This window comes from Nocardia amamiensis (genome assembly GCF_015477605.1).
GTDB lineage: Bacteria > Actinomycetota > Actinomycetes > Mycobacteriales > Mycobacteriaceae > Nocardia > Nocardia amamiensis_A.
On record NZ_JADLQX010000003.1, the window covers coordinates 76,842 to 102,173 of the forward strand.

Sequence of the window (25,332 nt, forward strand, 5' to 3'; positions counted from 1 at the left end):
TCGGCGTCACCGGCCCAGCCCGAGACCGGTGAGCCAGTCGAAGGTCCACTGATAGAACAACCGCGCACCATGGCTGACGTTGATCGAGTGTCCGCTGTCGGGCACCACGTAGTCGGCGGCCACGCTGTTCGGATCGGTCGTGCAGTCGTTATCAGCACAGGCGATCGTGTCGTGCCTGCCCAGCACATAGGCAGTCGGAACCTCCGGCGCAGCCGGACGCGCACCGGTCGGCCGCTCTCCGGGCCGCGGACGCACGCTCTGGAGTTCAGCGCTCGCCAAGGTGTCCTTGTGTTCCTCTTCGACTGGCAGGATCGCCGGGTCGTAGACACCCGGATAGAGGAATGCCTCGGCCCGGGTGCCGGGCCGGGTGGTGAGATACCCGGCCGCCCACGGACGGTCGGCGAACTTGGGATCCGCTGTGGCGGGATGGAACCCGTAACGCCTGTCGTCTCGGTCGCCACCGCCCGGACGCGGCGGGATTCCGCTGACGATCACCGCGTCGACACCGCCCAACCGGGCCGCTCTGGTGGCCACAAGCCCGCCCATGGAATGGCCGTTGAGAATCACCGCACGCGGTTCGGCGCCCAGCAGCCCCATCCGCACCTGTTCGATCACGCCGTGCACAGCGGTTGCTCCCGCGTCGAAGTCGAGCATCGACCCGTCCGGCCGGCTGCTGCGGCCGTAGCCGAGGCGGTCCAAATTGAGTGTGGCATAGCCGACCCGGACCGCATGTCGCACATATGAATACGTGTCGGGCCGGTAGGGCCAGTCCCAGTAGGTACGGTCGTAGGCGCCGCCGTGCAGCAGCACCTGCCACGGCATATCCGGTTGCACGCCATTCGATGTGCACAGCTCACCGGCAATCCGCTGGTCGGCCGCACCCACCGCTGGAACGCGCACGGTGAAAACATGCTCTTCGCAATGAATTCCGTGCTCGGCGCCTTCGGGTGTTGCGCATCCCGGCAATATCGCCAGCGTCAGCGCGGCCGCCACCACGGCGCCGATGACCGGTCGGATATCGACACGTCCGGCCGACCACCGTCTCCGCATGCTGTTCTCCCTCATCCTCACACCGGTGGACGCCGCGGGTCCGAGATAGATCGCCGTTGTGGGGCACCGGTCTGCTGCCTCTTCGGCCGAACACTAAGGCGGCCACGTCACGACGGTCCTCATACCGGGAGGTGAATTCGTACCCCTACCAAAGTGGGAGAAATGCTGCGGCGACGACAAGTCCGTGCCCATTACTCGACAATCGATCCGCCGCGGCGCCGTTCGCCTGGGCCGCCGCCGACGAGATTCCTCGCCGAAGTCCAGCTCACCCGAACGAGTGTCCGCAAGCTCCTGACGCTCGCCGGGTCGCTCGGCGCGATCGTCCTGTTCGCAGTTCCCGCGGCCATCGGCTACCGCAGGGCCAGTAGGCAGTGAACCCCTCGCCCTCACAGTGAACTCCCAGCTCGGTCCCAGCCCGCCAGTAACACCTGTTCCTAACGTCACCGAGGACGACCTCGACAAACGGAAGGACCAACAGTGGGCGCACGACGCGGTGAGGTACACGAGCACACGGCAACTACTCGCTCTACAGCAGCGGCGTGACCGAGCAGATCTACCTTCGCGGCGTGCAGGTCGCCGACGCCGCTTGCCCGCTACTCGTCCTTTCCGGAGTGATGGAACGCGCGCGGTTTGTGTGACCAGCCTGTCGCCGGGCAGGCTGGTCAGGTGCCGATCTCACTGCCGCAGGACGTCGCCGACAATATCGGCCAGGCTTTCGGGGATCGCGGGACCCGATGGCTCGACGAGTTGCCCGGCCTCGTGGATGCACGCTGTGCGGCATGGGGGTTGGACGTGATCGGGGACGGATTCGGCGGCGGCACGCATTCCTACGTCGCTCCGGTTCGACGGAGCGACGGGTCGATGGCGGTGTTGAAGGTTCCGGTCGTCGACGAGGAGAACGTGGGGGAGCCGACCGGGCTGTTCTGCTATCAGGGCGAGGGAGCCGTCCGGCTGTACGAATTCGATTCCGAGTCCGGGGCGATGCTGCTCGAATGGGCGCGGCCGGGGACGGAACTGGTGTACCAGCCCGGGTTTCCGAGTCTCGAGGGCCGGCCTGAGAACGTCGACAAGGTCGAGCTCGCGTGCCGGTTGTACCGGCGGCTGCAACGCGAACCCGTCGGCGTTCCCACGGGATACCCTGCGCTGCCCGCAGCCGCCGACATGGTGGCCGAATGGAACCGGCTCTTTGTCGATCCGCAACCCGCCGTGGTGCAGGTGCTTCCCATGCCGCTTCTAGAGAGGGCGGCAGAATGGTGCGAAAAGTTGGCGGTGCCCGACGGGCCGCTGCTGATCGTCAATCGGGACACCCACCTCGGCAATATCGTTGCGGCCGAACGGGAGCCTTGGCTGCTCATCGATCCGAAGGCATATCTGGGTGAGGCGGCCTTCGACGCGGGATTCCTGGTGATGATCCAGGTGCAGAGTGCACCCGAACCGGAAAATGCCGGGAGGGTCGTCGAGCGCACCGCGGCCGCGCTGGATGTCGACGCTGATCGCGCCCGGGGCTGGGCGTTCATGCGTGCCATGGAGGAAATCGTCTGGGCCGTCGAGGACGACGAACCGGACGATCTGCGACTGCACCTGGCCGTCGCGACCGCGCTGGCTGGAGTATCGAGCGAAGACTTTCTGCGCTTCGCAATCCGGATGTCAGGTAGCTGACCTGGGCTTCGTCACGGCAAGTGTCGGCGACTTTTCATACGGCGGCGAGCTGCCTGGCCAGCGCCCAGATCACCAGCACATCGATGGCGATCAGCACCAGTGCCCAGAATGGGTAGATCGATACGAACAGGAAGTTGTCCAGGATGCTGATCGCCGCCAGCACGATGCCCGCGAGATACCCCCAGGTCTTCCCGGTCACGATGCCGATACCCGCGATCACCACCAGCACTCCGATCACCAGGTGGATCCATCCCCACGCGGTGACATCGATGAGGAACACCTGATCCTCGGTCACCACGAACACCTCGCGCCCCGCGATTGCCGCGATGGCCGTCAACAGGTGCAGGACACCGGCGACGAGGATGAGCACGCCTGCGAAGATCGTCATGTCGCCGAGCACCGGACGGGTGCTGATCGGACTGGTCATAGCACTCACTCCTTCCACACGCGACACCTGTCCGGCCCAACGTAATCGCTGACCTGGTCGAATCCGCGCAGGTAGCCGGGGTGGGTCACGCGACCGGCCGAGGATCAGCAAATGAATAGCGATCGACCATGGGTGGTGAGACCGATGTGGTCGCCGGCAGCCGCGTGCCGCACAATAGGGAGCCGCGTGCGGCGCGTCCCGGCGTTCTTCCGCACCCGGACGCTTGCCGCGGCGACACAAGGTGTTGTGCTACGCGGACTTGTCACCCACAAGGAGTAGTGTTCCAAGGGTAGGCATTCCGTGACGGCAGCGGGCTTGGGAAAGGCGTGGAGACAGGATGAAACTGATCGATCGGGTGTCGGCCATCAACTGGAATCGGGTGCCCGACGAAAAGGATGCCGAGGTCTGGGACCGGCTGACCGGCAACTTCTGGCTGCCGGAGAAGGTCCCGGTCTCCAACGACATCCCGTCGTGGAACACCCTGACCGCCGACGAGAAGCAGCTGACCATGCGGGTCTTCACCGGCCTCACCCTGCTGGACACCATCCAGGGCACGGTCGGCGCGGTCAGCCTGATCCCGGACGCGCTGACCCCGCACGAAGAGGCGGTGCTGACCAACATCGCGTTCATGGAATCGGTGCACGCCAAGAGCTACAGCTCGATCTTCTCCACGCTGTGCTCCACCCGCGAGATCGACGAGGCGTTCCGCTGGTCGGAGGAGAACCGCAACCTGCAGCGCAAGGCCGAGATCGTGCTGTCGTACTACAACGGCGACGATCCGCTCAAGCGCAAGGTCGCCTCCACGCTGCTGGAGAGCTTCCTGTTCTACTCCGGTTTCTACCTGCCGATGCACTGGTCGTCCCGGGCCAAGCTCACCAACACCGCCGACATGATCCGGCTGATCATCCGAGACGAGGCAGTCCACGGTTATTACATCGGCTACAAGTACCAGAAGGGCTTGGAGCTGGTCTCCCAGGCCGAGCGCGACGAGCTGAAGAACTACACCTTCGAGCTGCTGTTCGAGCTCTACGACAACGAGGTCGAATACACCCAGGATCTCTACGACGAGGTCGGCCTCACCGAGGACGTCAAGAAGTTCCTCCGCTACAACGCCAACAAGGCGCTGATGAACCTCGGCTACGAGGGCCTTTTCCCCAAGGACGAAACCGAAGTCAACCCGGCCATCCTCTCGGCCCTCTCCCCCAACGCCGACGAGAACCACGACTTCTTCTCCGGCTCCGGCTCCAGCTACGTCATCGGCAAGGCCGTCAACACCGAAGACGAAGACTGGGAGTTCTGATCGACCAGCGCTCGGCTGGGAAATCCCAGCCGAGCGCATGCACACCCGCAAGCTCACGGGTTCACCGATCATCGCCTCCCGCAGCGGGTAGATCGGCCCAGCCAACCGAGTTGATCAGTAGGCATCCCGCGTTCGGGGTCGTGTGAAGTAGATGACGAGGCCGGAGTGGGCCGAGTGGGGCCGACTCCGCGGAACGCCTGCGACATTCGTCGGTAGGCCGTACGCGAGCGTGGCGCTCTATCGAATGTGTGCGCCCAGGCGCGGACCACCGCCATCTCGCCCCCGATGCCGTCGGACGATGCGTCCGAAAAAGCGGCCACGCCAGGGTATCTGGTGCACAGGGGTTGGAGTGGCGATCGTGGTGGGGATTGCGATTGGCCGCGCCGCTGCGAGGAAGCCGTCGATCCACAGCGGGGGTTGCTGGCCGGTGCCGACCCACCGCCCAGAGCGGCGAGCCACGGTGTGGCTGACATGGCCTCCTCGAGCGGAGGCGGAACGGGCGTGGGAATAGGGCCGATTCCGGATAGCACCGGAAGTCCGATTGGCGCAGACATGGTCCCAGTCCTCAAATGCCGAGAACTATTTTGGCCGTGGCGAAGTAGGTGATCAGTCCAGCGGCGTCGACCAGGGCGTGACCATCAGGGCCAAGACGTCCGGGGGTCGCCGCAGCTTCCCGTTGACAAACCGGAACACGGTTCCATATTGTTATGGAACAACGTTCCGCTTGACTTCGGCCGCAATGGTCGTTCCTGTCCGCCGCACCCGCCGCCAGCCCGACTGAGACCGGCACACAAGGAAATCGAGATCATGAGTGAATCGACGTACGCAACCGAGACCGCCAGTACGCCCGTCCTGTCGGTCAGTCCGGTGGTGCTGCCGGCGCCCGACCGCGCCGTGGATCTGCAGGTGCGAGTCTCCGCCCCCGTGAGCGGAAGCGAGCTGCCGATCATCCTCCTCTCGCACGGCCTCGGCTACTCGAACAACCTTTCCTCGCTGAACGGCTACGCACCGCTCGCCAACTTCTGGGCGGCGCGGGGCTTCGTCGTGATCCAGCCCACCCATCTGGACTCGAAGACGCTGAGCCGGAATCCCGTCGACACCCAGGCGCCACCACACTGGCGATCGCGGGCTGAGGATATGAAGCGCGTTCTCGACCAGCTCGACGTGATCGAGGCTGCCGTCCCGCACCTGCTCGGGCGCTTGGACCGAAGCAAGGTTGCCGTGGCGGGACATTCGATGGGCGGGCATACCGCGAGCATGCTGCTGGGCGCGCGGCTCACCGATCCGCGCGATGGAACGGAAGTGAACCTGGCCGAGCCCAGGATCAAGGCGGGTGTGCTGCTCGCCGCGCCCGGCAGAGGCGGCGATGCCCTCACCGAGTTCGTGATCGAGAATTACTCCTTCTTCTCGACCATGGACTTCTCCGAGATGACGACGCCCGCCCTCGTGGTCGCCGGTGACAAGGACACCTCTGCCCACCTGACGGTTCGGGGCGCGGACTGGCACGCCGATCCCTATTTCCTCTCCCCGGGCCCCAAATCCCTGCTCACCCTGTTCGACGCCGAGCACGGCCTCGGTGGGATCTCTGGCTATGACGTCGCCGAGACCACGGACGAGAACCCGGAACGAGTCGCTGCGGTCGGGCGGCTCACCTGGGCCTACCTCCGCACCGAGCTCTACCCCGGGGATTCCGCGTGGCAGGTAGCGTGTGACGCGCTGACGGCCGGACCCGACCCGCTCGGACGGGTCGAATCCAAGTAAGCCGGGAGACGGGCAGATTCGCGGATATCGCGGCCCATAGCCAACGCCCATCCCGGATACCGGCAATAGGTGCTCTACCCGACCTGAACGCCGCTCCGCGGCTCGACGAAGTTCGCCGACGCCGAGGACGGTGGCTCGACCTCGTATGCGTTGCCGCCCCGAGCAGCCCTCGACGCGGAATCACGTTGCCGCGCCGAGGGTTTGCGCTCAGATGCCGAGAACCAGTTTGGCCGTGGTGAAGTAGATGATCAGGCCGGTGGCGTCGACCAGGGTGGTGACCATGGGGGCCGAGACGACCGCGGGATCGATGCGCAGCTTCTTCGCCAGCAGGGGCATGGTGCCGCCGATGGTGGCGGCCCAGCCGCAGATCAGGACCAGGGTGATGCCGACGACCAGGGCGATGCGTGGGCCGACGAACACCGCGCCGATGCCGAGGCCCACAGAGGCCAGCAGGGAACCCAGCACCAAGCCGACCCGGCATTCCCGCCAGATCACCCGGAGCAGGTCCGACACCCTGACCTCGCCGACCGCGAGCGCGCGCACGCAGGCGGTGGCGGCCTGCGCACCGGCGTTGCCGCCCGCGCCGATCAGCAGCGGGATGAACAGCGCCAGGTGCGCGGCCTGCTGCAAGGTGCCCTCGAAGAAGTCGGTCACGCTCACCGTGAGGGTCGCGGCGAGCAGCAACAGCAGCAGCCACAGCGCGCGATAGCGGGCCAGCTGGAACACCCCCGCGGCCATGTAGTGGCCTTCCCACGGAGCGGAACCCGCCTGACGTGCGACGTCCTCGCTGTCGGCGGCCTCGATCACCTCGACCGCGTCATCGATGGTGAGCAGTCCGACCAGCCGGTCCTCGCTGTCCACCACCGGAAGGTTGAGGTCGTTGGTCTCGCGCATCAACCGGGCGGCCTTCTCCGCGGAATCGGTCGCGCGCGCGAAGGCGGGCTCGGTGACGACCAGCTCCGACACCATCCTGCCCGGCTCGCTGAGCACCAGTTCCCGCAGTTCGACGATGCCGGTCAAGCGCCTGCCCGCGTCGACGACGGGCAGCGTGTACACCGTCTCGGCGTTGCCGCCCTTGGCCCGTACCATGCCCAGCGCCTCGGCGACGGTCAGCTCCCGCGGCAGCGCCACCACCTCGGGCGTCATGTACTGCCCCGCGGAGCCCTCCGGGTAGCCGAGCAGGCTCGCGGTCATCCGCCGCTCGCGCGGGCTCAGCCCGGCGAGGACCTTCTTGGCGACCTTGGCGGGCGCTTCGCGCAGCATGCGGGCCCGGTCGTCGGGCGCCATGCCCTCGACCAGCTCGCGGAAACTCTGATCGCGCAGGCCCTGCAGGATCTGCTGCTGATCCACCGGCTCTAGCTCTTCGAAGACGGCCAGCGCCAGATCTTTGTCGAGCAGGCGGAACGCCATCCCGGCACGCACCGCGTCCATGCGGGCGAGCTGGTCGGCGATGACGTGCGGCGGGTGGTTGCCGAGCCAGTCGAGCGCGGCGTCCACACGGTGGGCTTCGACGATGTCCTGCAGGGACTCGGACAGCGTCGGACGTACTTCGATGATGTCGGTCTGCGACATGGGAGGACCTCAGCACATGCGTGAGTGAACAAGGAGCGCGAAATTCACACCGCGGGCGCCGGCCCCCGCCGTCGCAGATCAATCAGGCATGCGAAGGGGCGGCGCCGCGCGGCCTTCGACTGGGAGGTTCGCTGCGCATCGCAACCCCACCTCCTTCTCGTCGCCGCGGACTCGGATATCCGCACCATTCCGATCAACATCCCATGGACGTCGAAAACGTCCCCGTGCAGCTTACATCGCTCCGGAGAGAATGATCACCTCATAGTGAGCGCTGTAACCGAATCGGTTTCGCGCACCACCGTGAAACGGTGACTCATCGACGCCGGGATAGCAAGGTTTGACGCACCCGGCGTCGAACTGTTGCTCCCATGCCTGAGAACAAGGACAGTGTGTGCCAAGCAGGCTCGGACGTCGCAGACCACGGGCCCGCTCCCACCACAGCTCACGGAAGTCTCGAAGTGTCGACAGCCACCGCACTGATCCGCCGTCGCGCGATCGACTTCATGCGCATTCCGCACGGAATCTGTCGCCGCTGACGTAGCGGTCTCACCCGAATCCCCGCGCGTCCGCCGCCGCCCCACACGCCGCCGTTTCCCAACGTTGGCGTGGCCGCCGCATGCCGAGCACTCCAGCTGCACGGCGCCTTCTCGCCTTCGAAAGAACGAACAATGCCCCATCGCTCGTCCCCCCGGCGCGTCGCCCGCGCGCTCTCCGCCGCCGTCGCCTTGCTCACCGGCCTGTCGGTACTCACCGGCTGCGGCGAATCCGCTCCCGTCAAGACCGCCGACGGCAAGTACGTGCTGCGCTATCAAGGCGCCACGGGTCAGGTCGGCGCCTATGAGCTGGCCCAAGACCTCGGCTACTTCGAGAAGATCACGCTGCACTGGGAAGGCGACACAACGAGCGGCCCCGCCAATATCCAGGCCGCGGCGACGAACCAGGTCGAACTCGGCAGCGCGTTCAACGGCGCAGTGGTGAAACTGATCGCGGGCGGGGCGAAGGTCACCTCGGTGCTCAGTTCCTATGGCGCGGACGAACAGTCGTTTACCGGCTACTACGTTCGTGAGGACTCCGGCATCACGTCGGCGCGCGACCTCATCGGCAAGAAGGTCGCCGTGAACACCCTTGGCGCCCACCATGAATTCATCACCAGGGAGTGGCTGCATCAGCAGGGCCTTTCCGAGCAGGAGATCAAGCAGGTACAGCTGACCGTCGTGCCTCCGGCCAACACCGAGGACGCGGTGCGCAAGGGACAGGTCGACGTCGGCGCTCTCGGCGGCGTCTTCCGCGACACCGCCCTCGCACGCGGCGGCATTCGCCCGCTGTACACCGACAAGGCCATCTTCGGCACGGCCGCCTACGGCACCTACGTCTTCCGTGACGACTACATCGCCAAGAATCCCGAGGCGGTCAAGGACTTCGTTCAGGGCACCGCGCGCGCGATCCGCTGGCTCCAGGTGACGCCGCGCGAGCAGGTGCAGGCGAAATTCACCGAGATCATCAACAAGCGCGGCCGCAACGAGAACGCCAATCTGGTTCCGTACTGGCTGAGCTCCGGGATTCCCGCGCCGGGCGCGGTCGTCGCGGAGAAGGAAATCCAGATCTGGATCGACTGGCTGGTGCGCAACGGCGAACTGCCGAACGGCAAGCTGAAGGCCACGGATCTTTTCACCAACAAGTTCAACCCGTACGCGAACGGCACCTACCGGCCGGAGAGCGGACCGACCGGCGAGGCGGTGGCCGCGAAATGACCACGACCGCGACGAAACTGTCGCTCACCGGCGTGCACAAGCAATTCGCGGTGCGCGGCTCGCAGGAACGGTTCACCGCCATCCAGGACATCTCACTCGAGTTGCGCGAGGGCGAGTTCCTGGTCCTGGTCGGACCGAGCGGATCGGGGAAGTCGACCCTGCTCGACCTGCTCGGCGGACTGAGCAAACCGACCTCCGGCGAGATCCTGCTGGACGGCAAGCCGATCACCGGGCCGGGCCTGGACCGCGGCATCGTCTTCCAGCAATACGCGCTACTGCCGTGGCGGACGGCGCGTGCCAATATCGAGTTCGGCTTGGAGGCCAAGGGTCTGCGCCGCAAAGCGCGCCGGGAACTGGCCGAGCACTACCTCGAGCTCGTCGGGCTCTCCGGTTTCGGCGACCGCTACCCGCATGAGCTTTCCGGCGGCATGAAGCAGCGCGTCGCCATCGCGCGCAGCCTCGCGTTCGACCCGGAGGTGCTGCTGATGGACGAGCCGTTCGCCGCGCTCGACGCGCAGACCCGAGAATCCTTGCAGGACGAGCTGTTACGCATTTGGCGGGCTACCGGCAAGACCGTCCTGTTCATCACCCACGGCATCGACGAGGCGGTCTACCTCGGTCAGCGGGTGGCCGTGTTGACCTCGCGGCCGGGCTGGATCAAGGCCATCGTCGACGTCGAGATCGATCGCGACGCCGGCGGTGACATCCGCTCGTCCGAACGCTTCCGGGACTACCGCCACGAGATCTGGACGCTGCTGCAGAGCGAGGTCCAGCGGGCGGCGAGCTTGGAACGCGAGTCGCTGACCGACCACCCTGCCCATGCTGAATCCACCACCGAGAGGGCGGCCCATGTCTAGTGCGATCCAGCTCACCGAGCGCCCGATTCAGCAGAGCGCGGCCGAGCCCTCGCGGCCTGTCTCGGTGCGCGCGCCGCGAAGCACGGCCCCGCTGGTTACGAATGCGGTCCGCGTAGCCGGCCGGTTCGCCTGGCGGCTGTTCAAACCGACGTTCGTGATCGCGCTGTTCCTGCTGGTGTGGCAGCTCGCCCCCACCGTCGGACTGGTGGACGAGGTCTTCCTGCCGCCCTTCTCGGTGGTCGCCCAGGCGTTCACCGACCTGGTGGCGAGCGGGGAGATGTGGACCCACATCTCCGCAAGCCTGAATCGTTCGCTGGTCGGTTATGCGATCGCGTTGGCCGTCGGCATTCCGGTGGGCGTTTCGATCGCCTGGTACAAGCCGGTGGCGGACTTCCTCAACCCGATCCTGGAGCTGTTCCGCAACACCGCGGCGCTGGCGTTGCTTCCGGTCTTCCTGCTGATCCTCGGCATCGGCGAAACCTCGAAGATCGCCATCGTCGTGTACGCGAGCTTCTTCCCGATCCTGCTGAACACGATCACGGGCGTGCGTACCGTCGATCCCCTGCTCATCAAATCGGCGGCATCGCTGGGTTTCTCGCCGCTGCGGTTGTTCCAGAAGGTGATCCTGCCCGCGGCGTTGCCGTCCATCTTCACCGGACTGCGGATGGCGGCGGCCAGCTCGATCCTGGTGTTGCTGGCCGCCGAGATGTTCGGTGCCCGAGCCGGGCTCGGCTACCTGATCACCGCCGCCCAGCAGAACTTCGCGATCCCGAACATGTACGCGGGAATCCTCGCGATCTCGCTGCTCGGTCTGGGGTTCAACGGGCTGCTGGTCACCCTCGAACGCCGCCTGTCCCGGTGGCGCGTCCCGGCGAGCGCGTGACCATGGCCGAACGCCTCGACGTCCGCCCGATCGGGATGCGGTCGCCATGCCGCCGCTGACCAAGCGACTCTTCGTCGACTTGATGCGAGTGTGCCGCAGCGCTTGTCGCCCTCGCGGACAGCCCGATACACCCGGTTGACCCGGTCTGATCCTCTATCCCGAAGTGAGTCCTCCCATGACCGCCGTACACGAAACTCCCACCACTACCGCCGGCACCGTGCAGGTCGCCCCGGTCGCCGGTTACATCGGCGCCGACATCTCCGGCGTCGATCTGCGCGAGCCGCTGACCGACCAGCAGGTCGAAGCGATCCGGGACGCGCTGCACAGCTACAAGGTGCTGTTCTTCCGAGATCAGCCCATCAATCACGCGCAGCAGATCGCCTTCTCCCGACGGTTCGGCGCGGTCACCCCGTCGCACCCTTACGACGACGACGCGCCGACCGAGCACCCGGAGATCCTCGCGGTCGACAGTCGCCTGTACGAAAAGCGGTTCGGGGTGCGCAAGTTCAGCTACAACAATCACTGGCACACCGATGTTTCCGCGCTGGTCAACCCGCCCGCGGCCTCGATACTGCGCGCCGAGATCGCGCCGGAGCGCGGCGGAGACACCGGCTGGACGAACCTCGTGGCCGCTTACGAGAACCTGCCGGAGTCGCTCGAGCGGTTCGCAGAGGGACTGCGTGCCGAGCACCGGTTCGTAGCTGTCGATGCGGACACCGAAATGTCCGCCTCCACCCCGAGTTCGACCTCGCCTCAGGTGGGAACAGTGGTCCAGCCATTGACGGGTACGCTCCAGGCAGGCGGACACTGATCGCCGCGTAGGCGCGGTCTGGTCCGCCCCCGGCGGCATGGCCACGTGTCGGCGCGGTATCGCTCCCTCAAACCTGTTGCGGGAGTTCACCTTCAATCGTTTTCACCAAAATTCGACAGATATCCGGGGCGGTCGGTTTACTTGCTGTTTATGACCTCCACTACTGCCGCCGAGAGCGGGCTACCCCCGATGGCCGCAGGCCGCCTCCGCAATACCAAGCGCTTCGTTACCGACCCGATTACGTTTCTCTCCGACTCCATGAGCCAGCACGGCAACGTCTTTCAGTTCCAGCTGGTCACCGGGAACATGGTCGGGATCACCCATCCCCACCACATCAAGTACATCTTGCAGGAACGCATGGCCAACTTCACCCGCGAGACTCAGATGTACGACATCATCGAACCGTTCGTGGGGCGCGGGCTGGCGACCATCGCCGACCACAACCGGTGGCGACGCAACCGACGCCTCGTCCAACCCGCCTTTCACCGCAAGAGGATCGACGCGCTCAGCGAGATCATGGTGGCGGAGATCGACTCCATGTGCGACGAATGGGCCGAACATGCCCACGCCGGACGAACGATCGACATCGGCGAGCAGATGAGCCACCTCACATTGCGGATCGTGGTGCGGGCGCTGTTCGGACTGGATCCCCATGGCCCGGAGGTCACCGGCTTCTCCCGCGCGACGCAGAAGGTGAATGCCGAATTGGGGAAGTTCGTGCGAATGCCCCTGATTCCCTTGAAGTTTCCGACGCCGAGTCACCGACGCTTCTGGCGTGCTATCGCCGAGATGGATGCCATCGTCTACACGGTGATCGACAAGTTGCGCGACGCTGACAACGGTGGCCTGCTGTCCATGCTCATGAACGCCACCGACGCTGATACCAACGAGAGCCTCACCGATGGGGAGCTGCGCGACGAGGTCGTCACCATGCTCTTCGCCGGTCACGAGACCAGCTCATCGGCGCTGACGTCGGCCATGCTGCTGCTGCAACTTCATCCGGAGGTGCGTCAGCAGTTGCGTGACGACGTCGACGCCGCGTTGCCCGGCGGGCACGCCACCATGACCGACCTGCCCGCACTGCCCTACAGCAAGCAGGTGCTGGAAGAGGTATTGCGGCTCAAACCACCGGCATGGATGGGACAACGTCGTGCCGCCGAGGACGACGAGATCGGGGGTTACCGCATCCCGGCAGGCACTCCGGTGATGTTCAGTTATTACCATGCACACCGGAACCCCGAGTGTTGGGACCAGCCGGACACCTTCGACCCTGGCCGCTTCACCGCCGACGCGGTCGCCGCCCGTGACCGGAATCTGTACCTGCCCTTCGGCGCGGGTGGGCACCTCTGCATCGGCAACGCGTTCGCGATGATGGAAATGCAGCTCGCGCTCTCGACCATCATGAGACGGTTCGAGTTCACCATCGAGAATCCGGACCTCACACCGACTTCCGCGCTGACTCTCAATACCAAGTACCCGGTCATTGCGACGCTGACCGAACGGCGATAACGCCCCGCCGGCGTGGTGCCGCCCCTTCACTGTGCCACCAGCCCATCAGCGGCGAAAGAGTGCTGCCGCGTTGCAGTATTGGACGCGCCGAGCGCCGAACAGTTGCCCACGGGCAGCGGACTGGGAACAGTGAGGGTGAGCCGCAGTGTTGCGCCGTCGAAGTCCATCGCCGGGAGAAGTTCACGCGCGTAGGGAGCGGAAAGCGAGACCGGCCGAGCGTCCTCAGGGCGCTTGGCCAGTCTCGCGCTCTGCCGCCGCTCGGACATCCACATCTGTCGATGCGAACACCGACGGGTCCGGAGAACGTCCCTGTGTGAATACCTGTCGATGGGTGTCACCGCACCGGGCGCCGGGACTCAGCCGGTCGGCACCGAGCTGGTGTTCTCGTCGCGGAAAGCGCTCACTCCGCACGGTCGCCGTGCGCGCCTCGATCGATGGTCGCCTCCACCGCGAGTTCAACCTCGCCCCAGGTGGGAACATGACGCACCCAACCCGGAATCGGATCGGTCTGCGCACCGAACAGATAGCGGTGCGGCACCAGATCGCGCAGCGCGCGGTGCACGTCGAGGCGGTCGTCGATCATGTGCGTGATGCCGAGTTCGGCGCAGTGCACCGCCTTGTCCGCCCGTGCACGGCAGAAGCGCACGTTGTCGCGCGGGATCCCGGTCCGGTTGTAGAAGTCGTGATGGTCGAGCCACTGGCGGGTGCGCTGCTCGACCCGAGGGCCGCATTTGGAGATCACCCAGGCCCGGCCGCCGAAACGCCGGACCAGACGGGGCAGGACCTCGAAGGCGCCCGGACTGGGCGGCGTGCGCAGCGCTTCGGCGAGGCCGCCGGACAGGAATACGGTGTCCTCGTCACCGGCCGCCAAGGCGGCTCCCTGGATGACCCGGCCGAAATCGACGCCGAGTCGAGGTTGTCTTTCTTTGTTCATACGACATCCAGCGTGACCGATCCGGGCCTCCCGGCGCCAGCGAATTCCGCGGGACAGTCCTCAGCGGCGCGCGGGAGTTGGACGCGCCGTGCGCCGAACGGTTGCTCGCAGGGTGCGGACTGGGAACAGTGAAGTCCGGAGCCGTGTTGTTGACCGTGGCTCGATATACGCGAAGGAGATTTCTGTGCGCTTCGGCATCTTCATCCCGCAGGGTTGGCGGCTCGATCTGGTGGGCATCGACCCGGCTGACCAGTGGGAGGTGATGCGTGGCCTGGCCCAGCGCGCCGACGTGAGCGAAGCATGGGAATCGCTGTGGGTGTACGACCACTTCCACACCGTTCCCATCCCCACCGAGGAGGCGACGCACGAAGCGTGGACGCTGATGTCGGCGTTCGCGGCGGCCACCTCGCGCGTCCGGCTCGGCCAGATGTGTACCGCCATCAGCTACCGCAATCCGGCCTACCTGGCGAAAGTCGCGGCGACGGTCGACGTGATCTCGGGCGGCCGGGTCGAGATGGGCATCGGCGGCGGCTGGTACGAGCACGAATGGCGCGCCTACGGCTACGGCTTCCCCTCGGCAGGCGAGCGGCTGGGCCGCCTCGACGAAGGCGTGCAGATCTTCCGGCAGGCGTGGACCACGGGCTCGGCCACCCTGGACGGCAAGCACTACCAGGTCGATGGCGCCATCGTTCGACCACTTCCGTTGCAGAAGAACGGGATTCCCCTCTGGATCGCCGGAGGCGGCGAAAAGAAGACGCTGCGCATCGCGGCGAAATACGCCCAGTACACAAACTTCAGCGGCAATCCCGAAGAGTTCACCCGCAAATCCGAGATCCTGCGCGCACACTGCGCCGACGTCGGCACCGACTTCGACGCGATCGTGCGCTCCTCGAACTTCAACGTCGCGATCGGCGCGACCGAAGCGGAAGTCGAAGAGCGCCTCGCGACCCTGGCCGCCCGCCTGACTCCCTTCATCGGCGCCGACCAAGCCAAGACCCACATCAATGACCTCTACCGCGGCACCGCGGCCGTCGGCACTCCCGAGCAGATCATCGACAAGCTCACCCGAGTCCGCGACCTCGGGCTCGGCTACGCCATCCTCAACTTCCCCGAAGCCGCCTACGACACCTCCGGCATCGAACTCTTCGAGCGGGAAGTGATCCCCGCCCTGTCGCGCCACTAACCGGCGAATCAACCCCGGTGGAAGCGGGTGGCCTCCTGACAGACTCCACCCGCTTCGACATGGCGACGAAACGATCAGCCAGCCGACCACTCGCCTGGCCCAACCGCGATGCGGGCCCACTCCCCGAACCTGGATCAGAGCTGTGTGCCACGCTGTAGCACTAGATAGCACGTCGCTGGTAAGGTGGATTCATGCCCGCACAGCCTGAGATCACCCAGCGTGACCTTCGGAATCGGTCGAAGGAGATCATGGACGCCGTCCAGCAGGGGCAGGCCTTCACCGTCACCCGAGACGGACATCAAATCGGGGAACTGATTCCACTACGCCGACGCCGACGCTTCGTTTCCCGTGCAGAGTTCGCGGCGATGTCGCGCAGCGCGCCGGACATTTCGATCGACGCCTTCCGAGCCGACCAAGCTGCCACGGCCGACCAGGAAGCGGACGATCCGTATGCCCGCTGACTATGAGCAGGGGCTGCTCGACACCAATATCATGATCCTGCGCCGATGGATCGATCCGGAGCAACTGCCTGAAGCGATGGCGATCAGCGCGATCACCCTGGCGGAACTGTCGGCCGGACCGCATGAGGTGCGACGCAACGACGAACAAGACTCCTATGACGAGTACGTCGAGCGCGCCCGCCGCCTGGATGTGCTCCAGCGCGCCGAGAACGAGTTCGACCCCATCCCCTTCGGCGCGGAAGCCGCGCGAATCTACGGCAGGGTCTGCGCTGGCGTCATCAGTGTCGGACGCAAACCGCGCCGCCGAGTCGCTGATCTGATGATCGCCGCTGTGGCCATCGCCGAACAGCTGCCACTGTTCACGACGAACCCCGATGATTTCCGAGGACTGGATGAACTACTGACCGTGGTCGCTGTAACACGCCCCGAGGTGCCGACTGACCGCATCCTCCGCTAACCGTGGACCCCGAACTTCTGCCAGCCGATCTGGCGGCGCAGCTCGTGGTCGACCACTATCAGGCCGGTCCTGCCACGGCCACATCGGGAAGTTCTGCGCCTATCGTCATGGGCGTGACGCTGTCGACGGTGGTCCATTCGTAGCGGTTGTCGTTCGGCCCGTGACGAGTTCGCTCGACAATGGTTCCGTTCAGGAAGCAGCCTGCTTCTGGCGCTGCCGATAGGCGCGCATGGACACTTGGGAACCGCATCCGGGACTGCAGTAGCGGGCCGCCCGGTTGCGTGTGCGATCAACGAAGCCGAAGTGGCACGGAGGGTTGCAGCACGCCTTGATTCGCTTCCAGTCGCCGCTGTGCGCCGCCTCGGTCACCGCGGCGAGGATGGTGCCCAAAGCGCCAGGAACGCCTGTGGCTCCGGCGATGAGCTGTGCAGCCTCCATGGTGACGACTGTCGTCAGGGGATAGCGGGCACCGGCCTGCCGCAGATATTTTTCCGCGCCGGCGATCTGGGCATCGTCGACCGCGGGGTCGCCCGCATGTGCCAGGAACACCGTTACCAGCGCATCGCGAAGCTCTCGCGCGGCTGCCGCGTCCGAGTCGGTCACGACTGATTCAGTGGTGAGCAAGTCTCGCTCAACCGCCCAGTCGGCGAAGCCCGTTGCCGTGCCGAAGACCTCGATGTGCCCTGCGCCGTCGGCTCGGGTGTTCACGAACTGCAACACCATCTCTACGGCGTCTGGGCGGCTCCGTTTCGGCGACTCATTCGCTGTGTCCACTCTCGAATACTACATCCGCGATGCGTCCATACCGAAAAGGATCACAACATCTGAACGAATCACGGTTTGCATGTTGTGAGCTAACACGTTACGGTCGCAACATGACTAATGCAGTGAACACCTCGCCCGTCTGGTTTGTCACCGGCGCTTCTTCTGGCATCGGGCGCGAGCTCGTGCGCCAAGCCTTGGAGGCCGGTGAAGCGGTGGCGGCGGTGGCTCGGCACGCCGCCGTCCTCGGTGAGCTGGGCGACCCCGACATGTTGCTCACGATCGACGCAGACGTGCGCGACGAGGCAGCCGTGCGCAAAGCGGTCGAGCAGGCGGTGGCGCGGTTCGGGCGTATAGACGTTGTGGCGAACAACGCGGGCTACGGGCTCTTCGGCGCGGTCGAGGAGGCCGCCGACGCTCAGGCGCGGGCGATCTTCGACACCAATGTCTTCGGTGTGCTGAACGTGCTTCGCGCGACGTTGCCCGTGCTGCGGCGGCAGCGGTCTGGTCACATTCTGCAGGGCTCGTCCTACTTTGGTCAGACCGCGACCCCCGGTGTCGGCCTGCTCGCGGCGACGAAGTACGCGGTCGAAGGGCTCTCCGACGCGCTTGTGGCCGAGGTGGCTCCGCTGGGCATCAAGGTCACTCTTATCCAGCCCGGGCTGACCGCGACCCCTTTCCTGAGCAATCTCGACACAGCTACCGCGACGCAAGCCGACTACGACCAGACGGTCCGCGCCGTGCAGCAGGCAATCGAGGCACTACCCACGTCGGCGTTCTCCGGTGTGGACCGCGTTGCTGCTGGCATCCGCACAGCCGTGGCCAGCGAAAACCCGCCGCTGCGCCTGGCATTGGGTGTCGCCGGTGCCGACCACATGCGCACTGCGCTCACCACGCGCATCGCCGAACTCGACGAATGGGCCGCCGTCACGAAAATGGTCGACGCCTGAGCCCGTCGGCCACACGCGATCAGGCCAGGGCAGGCCACGCACGGTCGGATCAAGATCAACGGCACATGGCTGCGGCATTTCGCGAGAAAGGTTCTCCGTCATGTGCCGTTGATCTTGAAGGCTGCGTGGGGTGCTGGGGTTATTTATGGGTTGAGGGAAGATTTGTCATGTTCAGGACGGCGGACCAGTAGTCGTCTCGGAGTGCGTTCCACAGGTCGTCGTGTTCGGGGAACCACTCGCGGGCCTGGGCCAGATCGGGCAGTTTGTTGTCGTCGAAGAGGACGGTGCCGGGCTGCACGGACGGTAGCGGTTTCCTCGGATACAGATAGGCCGGGGACGCATCGGTCGTTATCCGTATGCGGACAACCCGCACAGTGCGGTCGACCAGTCGCCAGGTCGCGGACTTTCCTTCGCGAGTTTCGGTTGTGCGCAATGGATCTCGTTTCATCATCATCGGGCCTTCTGTGTCACACTGGCTTCCCGGTGCCGGGGGACTCGACACCCCGGCACCCGGAAGAAATGGCGGACTCACCCAGCGCCCACGCGCGAACCTCGACCGCGACCGCTGCGACGAATTCGGCGGGCAAGGGAGGGAACGGGCCGGGGACACCGAGGTCCTCCGGGGTTCGTTGCGGTAGTTCTGGCGACATAGGTCCCCCTCTGGGTGGCCGAGACATATCTAAAGGTGCGCGACACCCACGGGTCAGCCCACTTAACGTCCATGAGGAGAGGACACGGACGCGAGTATGGGCACGCTCCCTGCAACACCGGAGTGCCGCGCACGCACAACGACACCACCTGCTCTGACCAGGCACGATGATGACGCGGAATCCCGTGGGAGATTTCCGATTTCGCCAGCAGCGCTTCCGCGAACCGTGGCAAACTGATTCCGCTCCCTGCTGTCCCCCGTTCCGCCTACCAAGAGGTAACGACAGATGGCCGACGAAGACAGCACCCTGCCCCGGCGTCAGCTGGGGCGACAGCTCCGGCAGTACCGCGAGGAAATCGGCTTGACCTTGGCTCAGGCCGCCAGACTCGTGGAGATCGGCACGACTACGCTGCACCGGCTCGAAACGGGCAAGGCCCACAAGGTTCGGATGCACGTCATACAGCACCTTTGCGAGATCTATGAGCGTTCCGCGGAAGAGTGGGCCGCGATCAAGCACCTCGCAAGGCAAGCTTCGGTCAAAAGCTGGTATGCCGAGTACAACGATCTGCTGCCAGACAACTTCGACAACTACGTCGGACTCGAAGCCGCTGCGCAGCAACTTATTTCGTATCAAGAACTGATCCCGGGATTGCTTCAGACCGAGGAATACGCCCGAACGATGATGCGCAACTATGTGCCAGAAGAATCAGAGGGCGACATCGCTCGTCATGTCCAACTGCGCATGAAGCGGCAGTCCATCATCAAACGGAAGACCGAGCCGGTCACCTTTCACGTGGTTCTGCACGAGTCCGCACTGCGTCGCATGGTGGGCAGTCCACGGATCATGGCCAACCAATGCCGCCACCTGGCCGACGCCAGCACCTGGCCGAACGTTGTGATCCGAATCCTGCCGTTCTCGGCGGGCATGCCGATGGGACTGCTGCCGGGACCGTTCGTCATCCTGGGTTTCGGTCTCGACAGCAAGGGGCGACCCGTGGAACCTCCTGTTGTCTACATCGAAAGCGTGGTCACCGCGAACATCTACCTCGAGAAGCCGGGGGACGTGAACCGCTATCGTGCGCTCTGGGCTGCTCTGCAGAGTGCTGCGCTGAGCGATGTGGAAAGCAGAGCGCTGCTGAGGAAAATAGCGAAGGAGTATCAACAGTGATGATCGACCTTGCTGGTGCTGAGTGGTTTAAGAGCAGCCGCAGTCAGGGGACCTCGGAGTGCGTGGAAGTCGCCTTCCTCGACGGCGGACACGTCGGGGTCCGTGACTCAAAGAACCCGACCGGCCCTGCACTGGTCTTTACTCCCGGCGAGTGGGATGCGTTTGTCGCCGGTGCTTGCGCTGGCGAGTTCGACCGCCCCTAGGCATCCGGCTCAGGCCCGATCCGCGTTGTCGGATCGGGCCTGAGCCATGTCCGGCAGAGCCACGGGTTGCGCGCGGATGGTCCGCAACGGCCCTATCTGCGGCGGGTGAGTTCCACGCGATCGGCGAGCTGTTCCGGAGCCCCGGGCGGCGAGAAGTAGATCTCCATGACCACGCGATCCTGCGAGTCCAGCTTGATCACCGTGCGCATCGGGATCGTCTTGCCGGTGAACTGTGGTCCGAGGATGCCAGGGTCGGTGAACTCACCCGCCATCGTGATATCTGCTGAGCCGCCGGAGTTCTGGACCCCTTTGTAGCTCATCGTCATGGGCGTGACGCTGTCGATGGTGGTCCACTCGTAGCGGTTGTCGGTCGGTGCGTAGCCGAGCAGGCCCAGCCGGTAGTACGGTGCCCCGCCGGGCGTTCCCTCGGCCTCCTCCTGCAGGAAGTTGTTGCCGGCCTTGCCGATCCAGTGCCAGCGGGACACGATCTCACGCCGGACCGGGTTGTCGGCCGTGCCTCCGGCAACGAAAGTCGACTTCGCGCCGGTCCATTCGCCGACGAGAACATTCAGCCGCTGGTGGCCCGCATCCTGCTGTTCGGGCCGCTCGGGGGTCGATTCGGCCGCTGGGGGCGGAGGCTGCGTCTGGTCCGAACAACCGATGCCGAGGACCGTGAGCGCGACCAGAGCAGCAGCGGCCAGCGTTCGAGACTGTGTGCTACGCAAGGAAATCCTTCTGGGAAAGAGCGTCTGAGCGGAATGAACATGTCAGTCGAGGGTGCTGCGGAAGTGTCGCACGACGTGTTCCACAGCCTGGCTTACGGTCGGTTCGCGGTCGTAGAAGTCGAATTGCGTGCCCTCGATCCAGATCAGCTCTTTCGGACCGGTCAGCTGAGCGTGGAAGGCCCTAGCGCCGTCCGGGATCGCGCCGTTCTCGCTGTGCACCAACAGCGTGGGAATCGTGATGTTGCGGGCGACCGGGATGGCGTTGTAGGTCAGCCACTCGTTCCAGCCCTGCACCGCGAACCGGTTAGCCCATTGCGGCACCGCTCCGCGAGTGGCATCGACGTAGTACGGGAAGTCTCCGGACATCGCGGCCGAGGGATCGGTGGTGCTCACCGCCGCGACGTAGTCGACCTCGCCGGTGTTGTCATAGCGGGCGCGCGCCGCGAAACCCGCTGCGAGCCGCTGGGATACGCCTTCCTGCCCGCCGTACATCAGTGCGACCAGATCCGGATCGTGCAGCCAGGGTGCGACCATCGCCAAGGACCGGACCCGCGCGTCGCCCGCAGCGTTCACCGCCGTATATCCACTGCTGGCGCACACGCCCAGCGCGCCGATGCGCTGTGCGTCGACATCCGGGCGACCGGCCAGGAACGTCACCGCGGCACGGATATCGCGGCTCTTGCGCGACGGCGATTCGAGGTCACGCGGCTCACCACCGGATTCCCCGTAGTGGGTGAAATCGAAATCCAATGCGGCGAAGCCTTGTTCGGCGAGTCGCCGGGCATACACCTGCGGCATCTGCTCCTTCACGGTGAGCCACGACCCGGTGACCACCACGGCAGGCAGCCGTGTGTCCGCGGCATCGGCCGGGCGGTAGAGCCGACCGACCAGAAGGACGCCGTCACTGTCGAAAGTGACCTTTTCGACCTGAACCTCAGAAACCATGGCACCACTGTGGGCAGCGACCGGTGGACCGTCCAATAACAGATGTGATAACCAATGGTTATGGAGGCGCATCTACGGGATCTGCGATACTTCACGGTTCTCGCCGAGGAACTGAACTTCACACGCGCTGCCGAGCGTCTGTTCATCACCCAGCCCGCGCTGAGTAAACAGATCCGCCAGCTCGAGCAGCAGCTGCGGGTCACTTTGATCGTCCGGGACAAGCGCGGCATCGGCTTGACCGCGGCGGGCGAGGCACTGCTGCCGCAGGCACGAGCACTGCTGGAGCAGTGGAGCGAAGCGCAACGCATCGTCGGTGCGGCCGCCGCGGCGGAGAACTCCGTACTCACCGTCGGCATGTCCACCAGCGTCGGCCGGGGACTGCTGTGTGCCGCGCGCGATGGGTTCGTGCGCAATCGCCCGGGCTGGCGCACCAGAATGCGTCAGGTCAACTGGGACGACCCCACCGCCGGACTCGGCTCCGGCGAGGTCGACGTCGCCTTCGTCTGGCTGCCGTTCCCCGCACAGGATTCGTTCAACGCGCGTGTGCTGGTCCGAGAGCCGCGCTGGGTCGCGTTCTGCCACGACCACTGGCTGGCGGGACGCGACAAGGTCGACTTCACCGAACTGCTCGACGAGCCGTTCATCGCGATGCCGGAGAGCGCCGGTTCCCTGCGCGATCACTGGCTCGCCGTCGCCGAGCGCGGCGGCCGTTCCGTCCGGATCGGAGCGACGGTATGGAACGCCGAGGAGACCTTCGCCGTGATCGAGGAGGGCAGCGGCATCGTTCTGCTGTCCGAGGGAAACGCGGATATCTACCGCCGCCCCGGAATCGGCGTCACGCCGGTCACGGGCATCGAGCCAGCGGTGATGGCGATCGCCTGGCGAAAAGATGATCAGCGCGCCGCGATTCGCGACTTCGTCGAGGCAGCCGCGAGCGCCACGGGCCCGTAGAGACTGGTCCGAAACCGCCAGCGACCCGACCACCACTCTGCCGGATCCGCTACTTCACCGCCGTGAAGCCGCGTAGCTGGGGTCGATCGGATCCGGCAGCGCGTGCCCGCGCCGCGGTCCGCGAACCGATCAACAGCAGGGCGGGATCAGCACGGCGTCTGCTCAGCGCTGCACGGATCGATGCAGGGGCATATTCATGCCCTGCATCCAACCCATCGGCTGACCGACCTCACAGCATGCAGGACACGCAACCCTCGACTTCGGTTCCCTCCAAAGCCATTTGGCGCAGGCGGATGTAGTAGAGGGTCTTGATGCCCTTGCGCCAGGCGTAGATCTGGGCGCGGTTGAGGTCGCGGGTGGTGGCGGAGTCCTTGAAGAACAGCGTCAGCGACAGGCCCTGGTCCACGTGCTGGGTGGCCGCGGCGTAGGTGTCGATGATCTTCTCGTAGCCGATCTCGTAGGCGTCCTCGTAGTAGTCCAGGTTGTCGTTGGTCAGGTAGGGCGCCGGGTAGTAGACGCGCCCGATCTTGCCTTCCTTGCGGATCTCGATCTTCGACGCCACCGGGTGGATGGAGCTGGTGGAGTGGTTGATGTAGGAGATCGAGCCGGTCGGCGGCACGGCCTGCAGGTTCTGGTTGTAGATGCCGTGCTCCATGACCGAGGCCTTCAGCTCGCGCCAGTCGTCCTGGGTCGGGATGTGCACGCCCGCGTCGGAGAACAGCTGTCGCACGCGATCGGTCTTCGGTTCCCACACCTGATCGGTGTACTTGTCGAAGTACTCGCCGCTGGCGTACTTCGATTCCGGGAAGCCGCCGAAGTAGGCGCCGCGCTCGATGGCGATCTTGTTCGACGCCCGGATCGCGTGGTAGACGACGGTGTAGAAGTAGATGTTGGTGAAGTCGATGCCCTCTTCGGACCCATAGTGGACCCGCTCACGCGCCAGGTAGCCGTGCAGGTTCATCTGTCCGAGACCGATCGCGTGGGACTGGTTGTTGCCCTGCTCGATCGAAGGCACCGAGTAGATGTGCGTCTGGTCCGACACCGCGGTCAGCGCCCGGATGGCCACCTCGATGGTCTGGGCGAAGTCGGGTGAGTCCATCGTCTTGGCGATGTTCAGCGAGCCGAGATTGCAGGAGATGTCCTTGCCCACCTTCGCGTAGGACAGGTCGTCGTTGAACTCCGACGGCGTGGACACCTGCAGGATCTCCGAGCACAGGTTGGAATGGGTGATCTTGCCCGCGATCGGATTGGCCCGGTTCACCGTGTCCTCGAACATGATGTACGGGTAGCCGGACTCGAACTGCAGCTCCGCGATGGTCTGGAAGAACTCGCGCGCCTTGATCTTCGACTTGCGGATGCGCTTGTCGTCGACCATCTCGTAGTACTTCTCGGTGACGTCGATGTCGGCGAACGGCTTGCCGTAGATGCGCTCCACGTCGTACGGCGAGAACAGGTACATGTCCTCGTTCTTCTTGGCCAGCTCGAACGTGATGTCCGGGATGACCACGCCCAGCGAGAGAGTCTTGATGCGGATCTTCTCGTCCGCGTTCTCCCGCTTGGTGTCCAGGAACCGATAGATGTCGGGGTGGTGCGCGTGCAGGTAGACCGCGCCCGCGCCCTGACGCGCGCCGAGCTGGTTGGCGTAGGAGAACGAGTCCTCCAGCAGCTTCATGATCGGGATGACGCCCGAGCTCTGGTTCTCGATCTTCTTGATCGGCGCGCCGTGCTCGCGAATGTTGCTCAGCAGCAACGCGACACCGCCGCCGCGCTTGGACAGTTGCAGCGCGGAGTTGATCGAGCGTCCGATGGACTCCATGTTGTCCTCGATGCGCAGCAGGAAGCACGACACCGGCTCGCCGCGCTGCTTCTTGCCCGAGTTCAGGAAGGTCGGCGTGGCCGGCTGGAAACGGCCGTCGATGATCTCGTCCACCAGCTTGCTCGCCAGTACCTCGTCACCGGCCGCGAGGGTGAGCGCGACCATGCAGACTCGGTCCTCGAACCGCTCCAGGTACCTCTTGCCGTCGAAGGTCTTCAGCGTGTACGAGGTGTAGTACTTGAACGCGCCGAGGAAGGTGGGGAACCGGAACTTCTTGGCGTAGGCCTGCTTGAACAGCTTCTTGATGAACCCGCGGCTGTACTGGTCGAGAACCTCCGCCTCGTAGTAGTTCTCCTCGATCAGGTAGTCGAGCTTCTCGTCCAGATTGTGGAAGAAGACGGTGTTCTGGTTGACGTGCTGTAGGAAGTATTGGTGGGCGGCCTCACGGTCCTTGTCGAACTGGATCTTGCCGTCCGGGCCGTACAGGTTCAGCATCGCGTTGAGGGCGTGGTAGTCCAAGACCTCGCCCGCTTCCGCGCCGCGGACCG

24 protein-coding genes and 1 pseudogene are annotated in these 25,332 nt (G+C 65.2%); 16 read left to right on the plus strand and 9 right to left on the minus strand.

Features of this window, described 5'->3' with window-relative positions; all coding sequences use genetic code 11:
- Positions 1-6 precede the first annotated feature (6 nt).
- A complete protein-coding gene (locus IU459_RS04915) occupies positions 7-1,050 on the minus strand; it encodes an alpha/beta hydrolase (RefSeq protein ID WP_195128261.1) in 1,044 nt (347 codons plus the stop codon).
- A gap of 162 nt (positions 1,051-1,212) precedes the next feature.
- On the opposite strand from IU459_RS04915, the gene IU459_RS38320 reads away from it, so the two are divergent.
- Together IU459_RS38320 and IU459_RS04925 are read left to right on the plus strand one after the other, a co-directional pair.
- Positions 1,213-1,425: a hypothetical protein gene (locus tag IU459_RS38320; RefSeq protein WP_228837407.1), complete on the plus strand. Its 213-nt coding sequence runs from the start codon at positions 1,213-1,215 to the stop codon at positions 1,423-1,425.
- A 291-nt stretch (positions 1,426-1,716) separates the two neighbouring features.
- Positions 1,717-2,709, plus strand: a complete 993-nt coding sequence (locus tag IU459_RS04925; protein WP_195128262.1) for an aminoglycoside phosphotransferase family protein — start codon at positions 1,717-1,719, stop codon at positions 2,707-2,709.
- Positions 2,710-2,743: 34 nt separating this feature from the next.
- On the opposite strand, the gene IU459_RS04930 is transcribed toward IU459_RS04925, so the two are convergent.
- A complete protein-coding gene (locus IU459_RS04930) occupies positions 2,744-3,136 on the minus strand; it encodes a DUF7144 family membrane protein (RefSeq protein WP_195128263.1) in 393 nt (130 codons plus the stop codon).
- A 337-nt stretch (positions 3,137-3,473) separates the two neighbouring features.
- On the opposite strand from IU459_RS04930, the gene nrdF reads away from it, so the two are divergent.
- Together nrdF and IU459_RS04940 are read left to right on the plus strand one after the other, a co-directional pair.
- A complete protein-coding gene (gene nrdF / locus IU459_RS04935; RefSeq protein WP_195128264.1) occupies positions 3,474-4,436 on the plus strand; it encodes a class 1b ribonucleoside-diphosphate reductase subunit beta in 963 nt (320 codons plus the stop codon).
- An 807-nt stretch (positions 4,437-5,243) separates the two neighbouring features.
- Positions 5,244-6,197, plus strand: coding sequence for an alpha/beta hydrolase family protein (locus tag IU459_RS04940; protein WP_195128265.1), 954 nt, complete (start codon positions 5,244-5,246; stop codon positions 6,195-6,197).
- 207 nt (positions 6,198-6,404) lie between these two features.
- On the opposite strand, the gene mgtE is transcribed toward IU459_RS04940, so the two are convergent.
- Entirely contained in the window at positions 6,405-7,769 is a 1,365-nt protein-coding gene (mgtE, locus tag IU459_RS04945) for a magnesium transporter (RefSeq protein ID WP_195128266.1), read from the minus strand.
- Between the two features lie 668 nt (positions 7,770-8,437).
- Here mgtE and IU459_RS04950 point away from each other — a divergent pair.
- The 5 genes and pseudogenes from IU459_RS04950 to IU459_RS04970 all read left to right on the plus strand — a co-directional run bounded on the left by IU459_RS04950 (position 8,438) and on the right by IU459_RS04970 (position 13,580).
- Entirely contained in the window at positions 8,438-9,520 is a 1,083-nt protein-coding gene (locus tag IU459_RS04950) for an ABC transporter substrate-binding protein (protein ID WP_195128267.1), read from the plus strand.
- The gene (locus IU459_RS04955) at positions 9,517-10,377 is read left to right on the plus strand and encodes an ABC transporter ATP-binding protein (protein ID WP_195128268.1); all 861 of its coding nucleotides are present in this window, start codon (positions 9,517-9,519) and stop codon (positions 10,375-10,377) included. Before IU459_RS04950 ends, IU459_RS04955 begins: the two co-directional genes overlap by 4 nt.
- On the plus strand, positions 10,370-11,260 hold the full coding sequence (locus IU459_RS04960; RefSeq protein WP_195128269.1) for an ABC transporter permease: 891 nt from the start codon (positions 10,370-10,372) through the stop codon (positions 11,258-11,260). Before IU459_RS04955 ends, IU459_RS04960 begins: the two co-directional genes overlap by 8 nt.
- A gap of 175 nt (positions 11,261-11,435) precedes the next feature.
- Positions 11,436-12,047, plus strand: a pseudogene (locus tag IU459_RS04965) (TauD/TfdA dioxygenase family protein); the annotation flags it as partial.
- Between the two features lie 174 nt (positions 12,048-12,221).
- On the plus strand, positions 12,222-13,580 hold the full coding sequence (locus IU459_RS04970) for a cytochrome P450 (RefSeq protein WP_195128270.1): 1,359 nt from the start codon (positions 12,222-12,224) through the stop codon (positions 13,578-13,580).
- A 400-nt stretch (positions 13,581-13,980) separates the two neighbouring features.
- On the opposite strand, the gene IU459_RS04975 is transcribed toward IU459_RS04970, so the two are convergent.
- Positions 13,981-14,514, minus strand: coding sequence for a hypothetical protein (locus IU459_RS04975; RefSeq protein WP_195128271.1), 534 nt, complete (start codon positions 14,512-14,514; stop codon positions 13,981-13,983).
- Positions 14,515-14,698: 184 nt separating this feature from the next.
- On the opposite strand from IU459_RS04975, the gene IU459_RS04980 reads away from it, so the two are divergent.
- From IU459_RS04980 to IU459_RS04990, 3 genes are all read left to right on the plus strand, one after another.
- Entirely contained in the window at positions 14,699-15,697 is a 999-nt protein-coding gene (locus IU459_RS04980; protein WP_195128272.1) for an LLM class F420-dependent oxidoreductase, read from the plus strand.
- Positions 15,698-15,888: 191 nt separating this feature from the next.
- Positions 15,889-16,158, plus strand: coding sequence for a type II toxin-antitoxin system Phd/YefM family antitoxin (locus IU459_RS04985; RefSeq protein WP_195128273.1), 270 nt, complete (start codon positions 15,889-15,891; stop codon positions 16,156-16,158).
- Entirely contained in the window at positions 16,148-16,615 is a 468-nt protein-coding gene (locus IU459_RS04990) for a type II toxin-antitoxin system VapC family toxin (RefSeq protein WP_195128274.1), read from the plus strand. The genes IU459_RS04985 and IU459_RS04990 overlap by 11 nt, the downstream gene beginning before the upstream one ends.
- Positions 16,616-16,804: 189 nt before the next feature.
- Here the strand turns inward: IU459_RS04990 and IU459_RS04995 are convergent, their stop codons facing one another.
- Entirely contained in the window at positions 16,805-17,332 is a 528-nt protein-coding gene (locus IU459_RS04995; protein WP_440446461.1) for a CGNR zinc finger domain-containing protein, read from the minus strand.
- 158 nt (positions 17,333-17,490) lie between these two features.
- On the opposite strand from IU459_RS04995, the gene IU459_RS05000 reads away from it, so the two are divergent.
- Positions 17,491-18,327 (plus strand): SDR family NAD(P)-dependent oxidoreductase, encoded by an 837-nt coding sequence (locus IU459_RS05000; protein ID WP_195128275.1) that lies wholly within the window; start codon positions 17,491-17,493, stop codon positions 18,325-18,327.
- A 139-nt stretch (positions 18,328-18,466) separates the two neighbouring features.
- Here the strand turns inward: IU459_RS05000 and IU459_RS05005 are convergent, their stop codons facing one another.
- Positions 18,467-18,760 (minus strand): hypothetical protein, encoded by a 294-nt coding sequence (locus IU459_RS05005; RefSeq protein WP_195128276.1) that lies wholly within the window; start codon positions 18,758-18,760, stop codon positions 18,467-18,469.
- Positions 18,761-19,262: 502 nt separating this feature from the next.
- Here IU459_RS05005 and IU459_RS05010 point away from each other — a divergent pair.
- Entirely contained in the window at positions 19,263-20,144 is an 882-nt protein-coding gene (locus IU459_RS05010; RefSeq protein WP_195128277.1) for a helix-turn-helix domain-containing protein, read from the plus strand.
- Positions 20,144-20,347: a DUF397 domain-containing protein gene (locus IU459_RS05015; RefSeq protein WP_195128546.1), complete on the plus strand. Its 204-nt coding sequence runs from the start codon at positions 20,144-20,146 to the stop codon at positions 20,345-20,347. Before IU459_RS05010 ends, IU459_RS05015 begins: the two co-directional genes overlap by 1 nt.
- 92 nt (positions 20,348-20,439) lie before the next feature.
- On the opposite strand, the gene IU459_RS05020 is transcribed toward IU459_RS05015, so the two are convergent.
- A complete protein-coding gene (locus IU459_RS05020; protein WP_195128278.1) occupies positions 20,440-21,072 on the minus strand; it encodes a DUF1579 family protein in 633 nt (210 codons plus the stop codon).
- A 42-nt stretch (positions 21,073-21,114) separates the two neighbouring features.
- Positions 21,115-22,017 (minus strand): alpha/beta hydrolase, encoded by a 903-nt coding sequence (locus IU459_RS05025; RefSeq protein WP_195128279.1) that lies wholly within the window; start codon positions 22,015-22,017, stop codon positions 21,115-21,117.
- A gap of 60 nt (positions 22,018-22,077) precedes the next feature.
- Here IU459_RS05025 and IU459_RS05030 point away from each other — a divergent pair, with 60 nt between their 5' ends.
- Positions 22,078-22,968: a LysR family transcriptional regulator gene (locus IU459_RS05030; protein ID WP_195128280.1), complete on the plus strand. Its 891-nt coding sequence runs from the start codon at positions 22,078-22,080 to the stop codon at positions 22,966-22,968.
- A gap of 229 nt (positions 22,969-23,197) precedes the next feature.
- On the opposite strand, the gene nrdE is transcribed toward IU459_RS05030, so the two are convergent.
- Positions 23,198-25,279 (minus strand): class 1b ribonucleoside-diphosphate reductase subunit alpha, encoded by a 2,082-nt coding sequence (gene nrdE / locus IU459_RS05035; RefSeq protein WP_228837444.1) that lies wholly within the window; start codon positions 25,277-25,279, stop codon positions 23,198-23,200.
- Between the last annotated feature and the right edge of the window lie 53 nt (positions 25,280-25,332).

Excerpts from the sequence above, each read along its gene's own strand:
- IU459_RS04970 (WP_195128270.1), top strand. The coding sequence starts at position 12,222 with ATGACCTCCACTACTGCCGCCGAGAGCGGGCTACCCCCGATGGCCGCA.
- IU459_RS05030 (WP_195128280.1), top strand. The coding sequence starts at position 22,078 with ATGGAGGCGCATCTACGGGATCTGCGATACTTCACGGTTCTCGCCGAG.
- IU459_RS04955 (WP_195128268.1), top strand. The coding sequence starts at position 9,517 with ATGACCACGACCGCGACGAAACTGTCGCTCACCGGCGTGCACAAGCAA.
- IU459_RS38320 (WP_228837407.1), top strand. The coding sequence starts at position 1,213 with ATGCTGCGGCGACGACAAGTCCGTGCCCATTACTCGACAATCGATCCG.
- IU459_RS04975 (WP_195128271.1), bottom strand. The coding sequence starts at position 14,514 with ATGAACAAAGAAAGACAACCTCGACTCGGCGTCGATTTCGGCCGGGTC.
- IU459_RS05000 (WP_195128275.1), top strand. The coding sequence starts at position 17,491 with ATGACTAATGCAGTGAACACCTCGCCCGTCTGGTTTGTCACCGGCGCT.
- IU459_RS04990 (WP_195128274.1), top strand. The coding sequence starts at position 16,148 with ATGCCCGCTGACTATGAGCAGGGGCTGCTCGACACCAATATCATGATC.
- mgtE (WP_195128266.1), bottom strand. The coding sequence starts at position 7,769 with ATGTCGCAGACCGACATCATCGAAGTACGTCCGACGCTGTCCGAGTCC.
- IU459_RS04915 (WP_195128261.1), bottom strand. The coding sequence starts at position 1,050 with ATGCGGAGACGGTGGTCGGCCGGACGTGTCGATATCCGACCGGTCATC.
- IU459_RS04940 (WP_195128265.1), top strand. The coding sequence starts at position 5,244 with ATGAGTGAATCGACGTACGCAACCGAGACCGCCAGTACGCCCGTCCTG.
- IU459_RS04950 (WP_195128267.1), top strand. The coding sequence starts at position 8,438 with ATGCCCCATCGCTCGTCCCCCCGGCGCGTCGCCCGCGCGCTCTCCGCC.
- IU459_RS05025 (WP_195128279.1), bottom strand. The coding sequence starts at position 22,017 with ATGGTTTCTGAGGTTCAGGTCGAAAAGGTCACTTTCGACAGTGACGGC.
- nrdF (WP_195128264.1), top strand. The coding sequence starts at position 3,474 with ATGAAACTGATCGATCGGGTGTCGGCCATCAACTGGAATCGGGTGCCC.
- IU459_RS05015 (WP_195128546.1), top strand. The coding sequence starts at position 20,144 with ATGATCGACCTTGCTGGTGCTGAGTGGTTTAAGAGCAGCCGCAGTCAG.
- IU459_RS04985 (WP_195128273.1), top strand. The coding sequence starts at position 15,889 with ATGCCCGCACAGCCTGAGATCACCCAGCGTGACCTTCGGAATCGGTCG.
- IU459_RS04960 (WP_195128269.1), top strand. The coding sequence starts at position 10,370 with ATGTCTAGTGCGATCCAGCTCACCGAGCGCCCGATTCAGCAGAGCGCG.
- IU459_RS04930 (WP_195128263.1), bottom strand. The coding sequence starts at position 3,136 with ATGACCAGTCCGATCAGCACCCGTCCGGTGCTCGGCGACATGACGATC.
- nrdE (WP_228837444.1), bottom strand. The coding sequence starts at position 25,279 with ATGCTGAACCTGTACGGCCCGGACGGCAAGATCCAGTTCGACAAGGAC.
- IU459_RS05010 (WP_195128277.1), top strand. The coding sequence starts at position 19,263 with ATGGCCGACGAAGACAGCACCCTGCCCCGGCGTCAGCTGGGGCGACAG.